Below are 13734 nucleotides of genomic sequence, written 5' to 3'. Positions count from 1 at the left end.
AAAGTCGTAAACAAAATGGCTCCTCGAGCTGGACTCGAACCAGCGACCAATAGATTAACAGTCTACTGCTCTACCAACTGAGCTATCGAGGATTATCTTGTCAACGCGGCGAATAATAGGGATGAGACGGCCTCGAGTCAAGCGTAATTTGTTGTTTTTTATCAACTTTTTTTAAAATGCTCAAAATAAAACCATTCTTGGTGAAAAAAAACCAATTTAATCAAAGTTAGGCACAGAAATTGGATTGTTGACACTAAATACAAATAATTTGTCAAAAAGCGGAGAAACAAAATGACCTTTGATGTAATCGATTCGTTAGTGAAAATATTAGTGGGTGTGCTATTAAGTGGCGCTTTATACCTAATCATCACCAAGAAAAAGGACAAAACCTTCGATATTGGCCTGACAGAGCTGAATGCTAAGCGAGAACAGCTGGAGTACGTGGCGCGTAAAGTCGGCAATGTGCATTACATTTACCAGCAATACATTGCCCTAGTGATTGAATTTACCCGCTACGGCAAATCTTGGCCTAAGGCAAGACGAGACGAGTTAAGTAAAATGACTCGTGAGCTCGTTGAGGCGTTTGTGCAATTAACAGACGCTGAAAGCACATTGTTATTATTAGGTGAGAAAAAACTAGAAAGAGCGCTTCGATCTTATGGCGCCAAAATAGTGTCCATTCGCCGATTAGTGAATTCGGAAAAAGAAACCTTTTCAAGTAACGAGCTGTTACAAATAGAAGAAGCCAAAAAAGACATCTCTCGATTAAAAGAGACATTCTTTGACACATTGAGTGATCGATACAATCCACGCAAAACATTGAAGTTAGCATCATGACCACAAATACTAAGAAAAAATGCAAACGCTGCGCCCAAGCGCGTAGTTTTGGCTATGTGGTTTTGGGTTGTATGGTGATTATGTATGTGTCGATGCGGGTTTTAGGGGGCGCTTGAGTTTAAAAGGTGGCAAGGATGCCACCTTAAAGGGACGTTAAAATACAAATTATATTAATTAAAGCAAAATCCACTGATCATACTGAATCAAATACAAAACCTTTTTCACTTTGCTATACCCCAATTTATTCACTAAAAACTGATAATTATCCAATTGAGATTGATAACTCAATTTCTGAGCCTCAATAAATTCAGCTTCACTTTGATCCTCTTGCATCTTGCTAGATTTATAATCGATCACCCAAGCTTGGTTTTGATCATCCACCACAAATACATCCAAAATATAATCACGCACTTGGCCATTATTAGAATGATGGCTGATCGGGTATTCGCAATGTTTAATGGGTTGTTGATCAATCCAATGAATGTGTTTGCTGTTTAATAAATTATTAATCAACGGTTTGCAGATGCTTATTGCACGCTGAATTTGTTGATTAGATAATCCTAAATTTGAAAGCTGGATGTTATAAAAGGGCAGGCGTTGTTCCCAATCTTTTGATTGATACTTTAAGACACCCTCAATAATCATTTGCTCTAAACAACTATGTAAAAATGTGCCCACACTGCTTGCAAATGGATTGCTGGTTAATTCAGGCCAGTTATATTTGTGATTGTCTATTTCTTTAAGTGAAGAAATATCTTGTCTGAAGCTTAATAATGGCTGTTTCTGAGTGATTTGAATACTTTCCCAGTCATCCACTAGTACAACTTGAGTTTTAGGGACTACTGCTTGAACATCGGTTAATTCAAATTGTGTTTCAGGTTTTGCTTTTTTACTTTTTAGCAGTCCTAAACTTTTATGATGTTCATCAATTTCAATGCAATCATGTTTAACAGTGTCCCATAATAAATTAAAGAACGTACCCGATCTTGGCGTCGACCATACTTCTTTTTCATCATCAAATTGTGATTGTCCATAAAGTGATAACGATTGCACAGCGCGAGTGGCGGCTACATATAATAATCGAGACAGCTCAAATTCGGATTTTTGTTTTTTGATGTTTTCAATATATTTGTACTGGCTAGAGGCAGATTTTGGGTCGCTAGAGCTTTCAATGGGAGCAAGTAGTAATTGGCTTTGGTTGCCAACAAACCGTTCTTCCCATAATAATAATTGTTTGCCATCGCGCATTCCCGATTTTTGTAATTGAATCAAATACACATGATCAAATTGCAAACCTTTAGATTTGTGGATAGTCATCAATTGTATGTTGGCGGGTTTGCTTGAATTAGCAAATAACGCATTTACTGCATTATTTAATATTTCTGGTTTTGATTGAACTTGATTGTATTCTAATGAGTTTAATAAATTCAAATACGCATCAAACGCTTCTTGGTTTTGAGTGTTTTGTAAATGCGCGCCGCCTAATTGATACCAAGTTTGTTCTAACCATTGACTTAAAGGCAGGCGCATCATTTGTTGTAAACTATGTTCAATGCTGTCTACAAATCGTTGGACTTTTGCATTGGGTTCAACCAATAACCACGACTTTAATCCTGATAAGATCGTCGGGCAGTTTTGATTTTGAATGGCTTCTATTTCTTCAAAAGACAAACCTAATAATGGCGATTGTAATAACCCCGTCCAATTTAATCGATTTCCCAAGTGCAATAAACTTAATGTTAAGTGCAGCGCATCGTTAATAATAGGAAGGTTATTTAATTGAACCAAGTCCAATGCTTGAAACGCCATGTTGTGTTGTTTAAACATTTGGATCAATGTAATTAAGTGGCGTTTTGATCTCACTAATATTGCAAAGGTGGCGTCAGGATCCAGTAATTGTTTTTCTAAAATATCAGCAGTAACATGGCAAGCCTCTAATTGCGCGGCATCAAAGTTCTCATTATTACTGTTCATTAAATAAGTGTTTGTATTTAAAGCCTCAATAGCAGGACGAGTGCTGTCGGCTAAAGAGTATTTTACTGCGGCTTTTTCAATGTTATTTTTGGCTGGAAAAATATTGCTAAAACTGTCGTTAAACCAATTCACTAAATTTGCTTGAGAACGAAAATTAGCCGTTAGGCTGACTTTTTCTAATTTTATTTCGCCAATGCCGTGTTGCGCAGTATGCAAAAATAAACTCACATTGGCACCACGAAATCCATAAATAGACTGCATGGCGTCACCGACACAAAAAACCGTTTTACCAGACGCCGCATCCCAGTTTTGAGTGAGTTGTTGAATTAAATTGACCTGTGAAGATGAGGTGTCTTGAAATTCATCAATTAATAAATGTGATAATTGATAGTCTAACGATTGAGCTAATTGTGTCGGTGCGTCGTCAAACCCAAGTGCCTGTCTTGCTTTTATACTGACTTCTTGATGATCTACTTTGCCTTTTTGTTTAAATACCACTAAAAGCTGTGCGTATAAAATAGGCAGTAAGTGCAACATGGCTTGAATGATGTTGTTTTGTGATTCTGAATAAGTTTGATCGGGAATCGTGCTGATTTGACCCAGTTGATCAATAAATTCAGGAAATTCAATTAAAGACTTTAACAGTGAAACCGCTTTGTCTTTAACGGGTTTGTTTTCTTTGCCTGCGGCGAATCCATTTTTAACCGTTAAGGATTTTCGTAACGTTAATGATTTAGTTAGTGTAAAATCTAAAATTAATTTAAACGTATCAATTTGATCGTATTTAAACGGGAATGAAAACGGATATTGATTATTAATATCAGTAATAGAGTCACCTGACCCCGCTGTTTGTTTTAGATTAAATACACCTAGGCAAGCGGTTTCATATAATTCTTGCCAAATATCACTGGATACTGAATTTTGTAATTGAAATAATTGTGAATCAATTACACGATTAAAGCTGTCCTCAAAATAGCTTTGGTAAGTATCAAAGTTGATACTTTCGTGCATGATGGGTAATTTACCCAACCATTGCTCTCGGGTGTTTAAAAAATCGCATAACAACGTTTCAAGTTTTAAATAATGATTGTCTAAATGTTTTAAAATCGTAATTAAGTGCGCTGTCCAATCATCGGGTGTCGCACTTTGTAGTTGTGCAATCAGTTGTTTGGATGCCAGTGAATATAATTCACGAGAATCGTCGTCACGTGAAATGTTCGCCCCAAAACCAGAGGCAAACGGAAGATTTTGAGTAAGAATTGAATTTAAACTATCAAAGGTCACAATCGTTAAACGGTTTGGGTTTTTCTCTAGCTGCCAATTAAATAACTCATTATTCTCTAATGCTTTTTTGGCTAGCTCCCAGCTCAGTTGTTTGTGTGGCTCAATTGGCTTATCAAATTTAGCGCTGTGTAGAGCGCTTAACACACGTTCACGCATTTCTGCTACGGCTTTTCTGGTAAACGTAATTGCCCATATTTCTTCGGGGCGTTTGACCATGCTCAATAGTTTTAAATAACGTTGGGTTAATAATTCGGTTTTACCAGAACCAGCAGGGGCTTCACATAAAATGGATGTCGTGCAGTCTAAGCTTTTGTCACGAGCGGGTTGATCGGGTGCAATAAATTGAGTGCTCATAATGAGGCTCCCGTTTCAATTTCGTCATCAAGAATGGTTTCATCACTTAAGTATTCTTTACACAAACTTTGGTACTCGCAATAGGTACATAAATCACAGGGTTTACTTGGATGATCACCGTCTGATATTAATTGAATGCTGTGTTCAATATTTTGTTGCCAATATTCAAGGCATTCTGAAAACGATTCTTTTTCCATCCACTTGGCTTTTTTGTCATTTTTTAATTCTTCAACACTAGAGAGGCCCGGTGCAATTTCAATTAAATTGTCTTTTTGTACACCTTGGTAAACTTGGTTGTTTAATAATTCAGTCGGGGTGATTTTGGCAAATCCAATGCCACTCACAGAATCTTTGTTTTTTTCACTTAAAGCATAAATAGGTAACTGCGGATCTTTGATCGGATCACTGAACCATTGTTTAATATCGGTTTTACCGGATTTATAATCCCAAAAATATAGCGAGCCATCTTTTAATTTATCAATTCTGTCAACGCTCATTTTAAGTTGAATGTTACCAAACTCTAATGTGCGTCTTGCCTCTATACCTAACACCGTAAACTCACCGCGTTGTTGTTCGGCTTGTAAAAATAACAGAATTAAGCTGGATAAATATTCTTGCTCTAAACCAATAATGGTGTCAGACAATGGCGCAAGTTTTGTGCGGTTAAATTCACTTAAACATTCTTCAAGTTTGGGTGTGATCAATTCTAGTAATTTTTGATCGTTATAACTTTTTAAAGAAATTTGATTCGTAACAATGCGGTATATTTTTTCTAAACAATTATGAATGATATTACCGCGCTCAAACGCTTGAATGCCCGTATTTGCAGTGGCCAATGCTTTTACTTTGCCACGGTATTGCATGAATGCTTTAAGCGGACATTGATTAAACGTTTTGATGTAATAAGTTGAGCCGGGAAGCGCGGTGGTTTGTTCGGGTTTAAAACTTGAAGTTTGATTCCATGTTTGGGTGTCTATCTGTTTGTCACTGTTTAGAATTAAATCATTCAATTGATTGTTGGTTTTATCAATGTCGATTATTTTCCAGTCTGGTAATAACTGACTAGGTAAAACAGGCTGTCCGTCTTTAGTTTTACTAAAACTGAATGTCACGTCATTTGCTATGCCTGCTAGCGCATCGGTTAATTCTTGGGTGTAGGACAATTCACGTTCCATAGAACAGTGGGGTAATTGATATTTTTGTTGTAATGCTTGAGGTAAAAATGGGTGCGCACTTGCAAAACTTGGCCATGCGCTTTGGTCCATTTGAATAATCCATGCTTTATCAAAGGTTAAGCCTTTTGCTTCTAAAGTACCCATAACTTGTAAGTGCGAATAAGGCGTTTGAGCGTGAAATTGTCGGTTGTTAACAATTTGGTTTAATAAGCTTAATGCCTGTCCAATTTTAATGTCGCCTAATAAATCATCAAACTGCGCTAATTCGTCAATACACTGCGGCCAATGTTTAGCTTGTTGGTGTTCTAATGACGTTAATACACGCGCACCGGGCCAATTTAGCGCGGTTAATTGTTTGTTAAAGTGTTGCGTCCACTTTGATGGCAGTTGAGCGTTGCTTCGGTTAAGTGAGAAAAACAATTCGAAACGTTCACTTAAATCATTTAGATGCGCAAAACGCTTTAAAAAGAATAACCATTGTTTGTGTGTCAGCTGTGCAGTGTTTTCTTCACGTAAACGCGCTTCGCATAATGCTTGTAAATGCAGAGAATCAATTTTTGGCTCGTCTTCATTTTCGTCAGTGTCTTCAACTTGAAAAAATGGACTCAATAAAAACTGGCTGATATTTTGAAAATCAATTTCAACGACATTTAAACTCAATGCATTTAATGCCGATTGCACAATTGGCGCTTGAGATAATGTGCTGGATGCGGTGATGTTAAAATCATCAATGCTTAAATCTTGCTCATTGCTTGCCACTAACAAACTAGGCTCAAATACCGTTTTAATACAGTGTTCAATCTTGGTTTTTAAATTGGCTAAATCGTGCACAATCAATGCAACGGTTTTATCAGGTTGATGACACATATATTCATAAGCGTCTTGTACCATGGACGTTACTTCATGATCTAAATCTTCGCAAGCAACAATGGATTGTTGGACAGGTGTTTGTTGTTTTAACTCAATTTTTGTAAATGTCGTTTTTTTGCTTTTAAAAAACTCAAACAGCTGATTCCAAATAGTAGGGGCTTGCTCTAAATCGTAAGTAAATACTTGAGTAGGAATCGGTAAATGTGCTTCTTTAAATGCTTGGAGTAATAACGGCATTTTTTGACACGGGCATATTGCGTTTAAGCTATTTAAACGCTCAATAAATAGAGTCCTAAATTTTAAATAGATCGTGTATTTTTCTTCGTCGCTATATAAATCAGCTTCATCGGGCACACAAAACTGAGATTCTAAATCAAAGGCTTTGGCGCAAAGTTTGGCGCTTTGGTTGATGTTTAAAATTTCAGGGGATAATTCACCAATGATTTCTTGCCAGATACTTTCTATTTGGCTTGTATTTAAAACCCGTTTACAAGCAGGTAAAAAAGAGGACTGTCTTAAAAGTTGATCCCATAACAATTTTTCGTAATTGCCAAGGGAGTAGATTTTTTTAGAGACGCGTACATTGTTGCTGTAATCAGATTCTTCATTAAAGGCACTGTGATCTTGAGCGAATGCTCTTGCCAGTCGGTTGTTGGGCGTTAATAAAAGCCTTAAATCGTTGGTTTTTTTTGAGTCTGCGACAGTGTTGGGGGTGTCTGGCGTAGTATCAGAAGTGGTTGAATCAGAAATGTCGTTGCCAAATAAATCTTGTTGAATATTAGGTGAAGTCATGGGCATCAATAAAATCAAAAAGATTAACTGATGCCCGTTTTTATATCAAGGTTATATCAAGTTGTTACAGGTTATGTAAATCAATGTCCAATGCGTAAATGACACCTAAAATCATTAATAAACTAGCAAGAAATGGATGCATGATTTTTGATGGAATGCGTGTTGATAATTTAGCGCCAAGCATAACCATTGGAATGGAGCCGATAATTAATGAAATTAATAAATACCAATCAACATTACCTAGTGAATAATGAAACATGCCAGCTATAAATGTTAATGGCACTGCGTGGGCAATATCAGTACCGACCACTTCTTTGGGTAACAAAATAGGAAATAACACCATTAAAATGGCAGTGCCTAATGCACCTGCACCCACTGAAGATAATGTCACAAAGGATCCAACAAATAATCCAAGTGCCACGGTAAGTATTAATTGAGCGCGGGGAGACAATTTTTGTTTAACAGATAATTGTTTAAGGTGAGGGCGAAAAAATAACACCAATGCAGTAATCACAAGCATGATGCCAAGAGCTTGGGTAAGTATGTGAGTGTAATCGACATCTTCAAAACGTTTTAAAAAGATAAAGGTTAATAAAGCACCAGGGATAGAACCTGCGGAAAGTTTTGCTACCACGCTCCATTTTACATGGCCTTGGCGCGCATGGGATACCATGCCCGAACCTTTGGTGATGGCAGCATAAATTAGGTCGGTACCAATTGCGATTTTGTGGGGAATACCAAATAAAATTAAGATCGGAGTCATTAACGCGCCACCGCCTACACCTGTGATGCCTACTACTAAACCGACACCGGCTCCGGCTAAAATAAAGTCTAAATTTGCTATTAAAAATTCGATTATAAACACAGATACTACTCAAAAGGTTAGGGGGGTTACAAAAAGGTGGTAAATTTAATGATTTCTCTTTATTCTTTGAAGGAATATTTTCTTCTATTTTTATAACAATAACATGACTAACGGTCGAGATCTCTTATTTAACGGTGCTTATAGCCTGTTTTGTGGTTTGGAAATCGATTCAATTAAGGGAAACATAAATGAAACTGCAACAACTTAAATACATATGGGAAGTCGCTCATCATGATTTAAACGTTTCAGCGACAGCGCAAGTCTTATATACATCGCAACCTGGCATCAGTAAACAGATTCGTTTATTGGAAGATGAGTTGGGGGTGGAAATATTTGCACGCAGTGGCAAACATTTAACTCGCATCACTCCAGCTGGTGAAGCTGTATTAAAAATCGCAGGCGAAGTATTACGTAAAGTGGAATCAATCAAACAGGTTTCACAAGAATTTAGTGATGACAAGCGTGGCTCATTAACTATTGCCACCACGCACACTCAAGCGCGTTATGCATTACCGCCTATTATTGATCACTTTATTAAAGATTACCCAGACGTGTCATTACATATGCATCAAGGCACGCCTGTGCAAATTGCCGAAATGGCAGCGGACGGCACAGTAGATATCGCTATTGCCACCGAAGGCATGGAATTGTTTAACGATTTAGTGATGATGCCGACGTATCGCTGGAATCGATCGATCATCGTACCTAAAACCCACCCACTTGCACAAAAATCAAATATAACGCTAGAGGATGTCGCAGAATTTCCACTGGTTACCTATGTATTTGGATTTACGGGGCGTTCTACTTTAGACGATGCGTTTTTCTCAAAAGGATTAACACCTAAAGTAGTATTTACCGCAGCTGATGCCGATGTGATTAAAACCTACGTTAGATTAGGTTTGGGTGTTGGGATTGTAGCGCATATGGCACATGACCCAGTTGCAGACAGTGATTTGGTTGCAATTGATGCCAGTCATTTATTTAAAGCAAGCATTACAAGTATTGGTATCCGTAAAGGCACGTTCATTCGTGGATTTATGTATAAATTTATCGAATCGTTTGCACCGCATTTAGATAAAGCGACAGTCAATAAAGCGATGAGTATTGCTAGTAAACAAGAGCTTGATGAATTGTTTAAAGATATAGCTTTACCTACCTTTTAACTTCAATTCATAAAAAAAGCCTCATTTGAGGCTTTTTTTATGTCTGTAATTTAGTTGCTGGTTTTATTTTTTAGTTGTTTATGGTTTGAATGGCTTCTTGAACACCAAAAAATGCTGGTTTTTTCTCGAAGTTATCATTAAACATTAATGGCCAATCTGGAAGTTTTCTATCTCCATTGTTTTCATATAACCAGCTATCTAAATCCGCAACGCCCCAAACGGTAATCCCTCCACGGCGGTGTTCTGGCACAACATCTAAATACGCTTCAATGATTTCTTTATATCTTGCCTTTTGTGCAGTTAAGCCTGTGCATGATACGTTGCAGTCATTTCTGTTTATAAAGTCATTGTTTTCATTTTCATCATAAACGTTGTTGATTCGTACATCTAATTCAGTAATTTTTACCATCAAATTTGGATCTATATCGACAATTTTTTGCATGGCAGAGCGAATATTGCTAATGGGTGGCCAGCTATTAACGACATGCATTTGAAAACCTACTCCATCAATTGGTACGTCATTATCCAATAACCCTTGTACTAAATTAACTAATGCCGTGGTTTTGTCGCTGTTTTCTTCAGTATTAAAATCGTTGTAATACAAAATCGCCGTTGGATCAGCTTCTCTTGCTGTTCGAAATGCTTCGTCGATGTAGCTTGAACCATTGTATTGATTAAAATATACCGAGTTTCTAAATCCGTTGTTATTTGTGTGGCCACTGCCATCATTTGGATCAAATAACGCTTCATTTACAACATCCCAGCTATACACTTTGCCTTTAAAGTGGGTCGCTGTTCGTGTGATTTGCTCTTTGAATTTTGTTTTAAAATCATTACCAGGATTGATTGCCCAAGAGGGTAATTGTGATGTGTGGTGCCATACTAATGCATGTCCATGTACACCAATATCATTGTTGATCGCCCAATCTACTATCGCATCTGCTTCAGTGAAACTGTTTTCAACGTAGCTCATTTTCATTTTGTTTTCGACAGTGATTTGTGAAAAATCCGCTTTAAGAATATTTTGACGAGTGGTGTTAGTTAAAATACTCACGCCACTTGTACCGGTTCCATCTGGAATGGCCAACCCAATTGGAAAGGGTGCTAAAGATGATAAGCCATTACCAATACCTGCATAATCATCGCCACGATTGCTATCAATGGCGCTAATCTCATCACTGCCTTTACCTAAGTCAATTGTGATAGGGTTTAAACACGATTTGATTTGTGCGGCATATTCGTTCCATTGCCATGCCCAACCACCAGCATAACCGCCATTCACTAATGCTTGGCACATTTGTTCAGTGGTTAAGTCGGCATATTGTGATTTTAATGGCGCATCATTGCTGTTTTTTAACCCGTCATTCACATAAAACTCACCCACTACAATCGGCTTATCGACATTCCAATAGGACGCATCATGGTGGAAGACTGACCAGTCACCTTGTTTACCTTCATTGTTGTAATAGTGAGGTTGGTAAAAGTCTAATATAGATAAAGGGTTGTTATTGTTCAAAGCCATTAAACGCTCATCAGAATACAAGTTTGTCCCACCAGCAACGTCAGAGTTGTATTTGCCCATTGACTTTGAACCAGTAGTGACTAATGCCGTTTGTCCATTATCAATGGCAGTTTGATGGATGGCAGCGGCTAATTTTGCAGTCACTCTTTGAATGTCTTCTAAAGTTAACGCGTTTGCTTGAGCTGTATTGACTGTCGTACGTTCAGCAAACCAGCTTTCTGTCATGTTTTCTGGCTCGTTAAAAATTTCCCATGCTACTAGAGCTGGATGGTCATTTAACTGGGTCACCATTGGCGTAATAGCATTATCGATATAAGACTGTAATACGTTGTTTTGCGTTAATAACTTGTAGTTGTCAGCAACCGGCGGGTTTCTAAATTCGTTATCGTTAAGCATATCAAAGGACCATAACGACGGCACAATATACACCCCTTGTTGTTGAGCGATATCTAACGCTGTTTTCATATCACGAATAAAGTTGGTTCCTGGGCCTGACACTAAGCCATTGTTCCAGCTAGGAGTTAAATACCCGTCAGTATGAATCCACCAGCGTAATGTGTTGCCACCGGCTTGTTTTAAATCTGTAATCGCTTGGTTTAATTGATTAGTATCTACACCATTTCCAACGTCACTGGCAAAATCGAACCATGCAATGTTAAACCCTGATAGATACAACGGCTCACCCATGTACATAATACGATCTGCTGATGTCCCTTGACCTGGATTTAAATCTTCTAATTCACAGCTTCCAGGGGCAGGGTCCGCAGCGCCACCTACATAAATGCAGCTCAACTCATTTTCCCAGCCCCAGCCATCACCATTATCATCTGTAGAAGCATCGGCTTTACAATAAGGATCATTGTTAATAGTAACAGTGCATATTGGTAGAGCAGGCGCACTAACCATCACATTGATGCTGTCGTGTTCAATAAATCCATCGCCGTAGTTTGCACTTAGCTTAACTGTGTATGCGCCAGAAGTGGCAAATGTGTATTCCAATGTATTGTTGTTAAATGTTTTATTGTCCACTGTCCATTGATATGAAATAGGGGAGCTATCAAAATTGATGGCTAAATTAATGGTTAAGCCAGAATTCGACACAATAGAAATTTCTGGCTCTGGCTGGTTATTTATTACAGATACCGAAATGGTTTTTGAATTGCTTTGATTCGGATTGTTGGCGTCAGTAGCGCTCAAGGTAATATCGTATTGCCCGATTTCACTAAAACTATGAGTAATAGATGGGCCAGATTTTTTGATGCCGCCAATGTCCCATTCATAGCTAATATTTGAATTAGGATTGTCGACAGTTAATGTCAGTGTATCTGTAATATCTATTTGTGTTTTGCTTAATGTAAATTCAACATCAATCGGTTGATCGATGACTGCTTGTGTAGCAGAAATAGTTTGAGCAAATTCAGCGCTTTGGTTCGCAGAATCTGTAACAATTAATTTAATATCAAAATTGCCTGCTTCGGTAAATTCATAACTGATTTGTTTTTGTTCACTGGTTTGGTTATTAATGGTTTGGTTGTTAATGAACCATGTATAACTTTTAATTTCATTATCATCACTTGAATTACTTGCATCAAAATCGACTGTAAATGGAATTTGGCCTGACAACGAAGATGAAGTAAACCTTGCAGTAGGAGGGTTGTCATTGGTTTGATTTGAGCCAAAATCCACCAAAAAAACAGGGAATGTGACTGAATTGCTGCCATCATCAATCATCAGTGACACATATTTAGGGCCATCTATTACGTCCACCCATTGACTAATATCTAAATTTTCAGTTGAACCTAGATTTAAATTGTTCTCAATAAGTGTCCATTTATATTGTAACGCGTCATTTTCAGGATCTTGCGAGTTTGAAAAAACCGTATTATTGACTTGGTTAGGTGTTGCGCTAGGCGCGTTATTTTTGGGTGAATCACCAAGTGGCTCGATGCATGAGCTAAGCGCAATCAGTGTTATAGCGCTCATGGCTATTTGGAAAGGTTTAATCATAGTTACTCTCAATTTATTTTAAATGTAATCATTTACATTTTATATGTTACTTTCTTTGTTTAATAGTGAGTATGTGACATTGTGTTAACTAGTTTTGTATTAATAATGTAACTGAGGTTCGTTTCTCATTACCAATGGATGTAAAATATCGGTTCGTTTATAGGGCTATAACAGTTAAACTACCCATAATTAGTTAGTTTATGTTGTTATTAAAGAGGCAAAAATGGATATCAAGATCGATATTACCCAACCCGCACAAGATTATTTGGCTGGATTATTAGATAACCACGACGTTAAAGGTGTTTCAATTCGATTATTTGTGACGCAACCTGGTACTAAATACGCAGAGACTTGTTTGTCGTACAGCAAGCCAGGTGAAGAAAAAGCCGATGATGAAATCATTCAATTAGAAAAATTTAAAGTCTACCTTGAAAAAATGAGCATGCCTTATTTGGACGAAGCACAGGTAGATTATCAAACAGCAAATTTAGGTGGTCAATTAACCATCAAAGCGCCAAATGCTAAAATGCCAAAAGTGTCAGCAGACAGCCCAATTGAACAACAAATTCAATATTTGTTGCACACACAAATCAATCCAGGTTTGGCTTCTCATGGTGGCGATGTCACACTAGAAGAAATTACAGAAGATATGGTTGCGGTTTTAAAATTTGGTGGAGGCTGTCAGGGCTGTTCATCTGTTGATCTAACCTTAAAAGAAGGGGTTGAAAAAACCTTGCTTGAGCATGTGCCTGCACTTAAAGGTGTAAGAGATGTTACCGATCATACGGATACTGAAAATGCTTATATGTAATGATTAGGTGAATTAAAAAAAGAGGCGAAAGCCTCTTTTTTTTCAAACTACAAAGACAATAAGCGAAATTGTAAAAAAAT

7 protein-coding genes and 1 tRNA gene are annotated in these 13734 nt (G+C 37.5%); 3 read left to right on the top strand and 5 right to left on the bottom strand.

All coding sequences use genetic code 11. The features are described 5' to 3' along the window. Window positions 1-16: 16 nt before the first annotated feature. Window positions 17-92: transfer RNA gene (locus tag TYM08_RS11590), tRNA-Asn, on the bottom strand. A 199-nt stretch (window positions 93-291) separates the two neighbouring features. Between TYM08_RS11590 and TYM08_RS11585 the strand changes: the two genes are divergently transcribed. Next, window positions 292-837 carry a hypothetical protein gene (locus TYM08_RS11585; protein WP_422379308.1) on the top strand — a complete coding sequence of 182 codons (546 nt, stop codon included), beginning with the start codon at window positions 292-294 and terminating at the stop codon, window positions 835-837. A gap of 174 nt (window positions 838-1011) precedes the next feature. Here TYM08_RS11585 and TYM08_RS11580 read toward each other — a convergent pair whose 3' ends face one another. The 3 genes from TYM08_RS11580 to TYM08_RS11570 all read right to left on the bottom strand — a co-directional run bounded on the left by TYM08_RS11580 (window position 1012) and on the right by TYM08_RS11570 (window position 8151). Next, complete coding sequence (locus TYM08_RS11580; protein ID WP_422379307.1) at window positions 1012-4449, bottom strand: UvrD-helicase domain-containing protein; 3438 nt, start codon at window positions 4447-4449, stop codon at window positions 1012-1014. Continuing rightward, entirely contained in the window at window positions 4446-7286 is a 2841-nt protein-coding gene (locus tag TYM08_RS11575) for a PD-(D/E)XK nuclease family protein (protein WP_422379306.1), read from the bottom strand. The genes TYM08_RS11580 and TYM08_RS11575 overlap by 4 nt, the downstream gene beginning before the upstream one ends. A 64-nt stretch (window positions 7287-7350) precedes the next feature. Next, window positions 7351-8151, bottom strand: a complete 801-nt coding sequence (locus TYM08_RS11570; protein WP_422379305.1) for a sulfite exporter TauE/SafE family protein — start codon at window positions 8149-8151, stop codon at window positions 7351-7353. A gap of 188 nt (window positions 8152-8339) precedes the next feature. Between TYM08_RS11570 and cysB the strand changes: the two genes are divergently transcribed. After that, a complete protein-coding gene (gene cysB / locus TYM08_RS11565) occupies window positions 8340-9314 on the top strand; it encodes an HTH-type transcriptional regulator CysB (protein ID WP_422379304.1) in 975 nt (324 codons plus the stop codon). A 70-nt stretch (window positions 9315-9384) separates the two neighbouring features. On the opposite strand, the gene TYM08_RS11560 is transcribed toward cysB, so the two are convergent. After that, window positions 9385-12843, bottom strand: coding sequence for an endo-1,4-beta-xylanase (locus tag TYM08_RS11560; RefSeq protein ID WP_422379303.1), 3459 nt, complete (start codon window positions 12841-12843; stop codon window positions 9385-9387). 223 nt (window positions 12844-13066) lie between these two features. Between TYM08_RS11560 and nfuA the strand changes: the two genes are divergently transcribed. Continuing rightward, on the top strand, window positions 13067-13654 hold the full coding sequence (gene nfuA, locus TYM08_RS11555) for a Fe-S biogenesis protein NfuA (protein ID WP_422379302.1): 588 nt from the start codon (window positions 13067-13069) through the stop codon (window positions 13652-13654). Window positions 13655-13734 lie beyond the last annotated feature (80 nt).

Source organism: Marinicellulosiphila megalodicopiae, assembly GCF_045862395.1.
Classification (GTDB): Bacteria; Pseudomonadota; Gammaproteobacteria; order Pseudomonadales; family Natronospirillaceae; genus Marinicellulosiphila; species Marinicellulosiphila megalodicopiae.
Note: the sequence above shows the minus strand (reverse complement) of the source record. Positions and strands in the feature narration are given on the sequence as shown.

Coding starts and splice junctions, on each gene's coding strand:
- TYM08_RS11585 (WP_422379308.1), top strand. CDS start 292: ATGACCTTTGATGTAATCGATTCGTTAGTGAAAATATTAGTGGGTGTG.
- TYM08_RS11580 (WP_422379307.1), bottom strand. CDS start 4,449: ATGAGCACTCAATTTATTGCACCCGATCAACCCGCTCGTGACAAAAGC.
- TYM08_RS11575 (WP_422379306.1), bottom strand. CDS start 7,286: ATGACTTCACCTAATATTCAACAAGATTTATTTGGCAACGACATTTCT.
- cysB (WP_422379304.1), top strand. CDS start 8,340: ATGAAACTGCAACAACTTAAATACATATGGGAAGTCGCTCATCATGAT.
- TYM08_RS11560 (WP_422379303.1), bottom strand. CDS start 12,843: ATGATTAAACCTTTCCAAATAGCCATGAGCGCTATAACACTGATTGCG.
- nfuA (WP_422379302.1), top strand. CDS start 13,067: ATGGATATCAAGATCGATATTACCCAACCCGCACAAGATTATTTGGCT.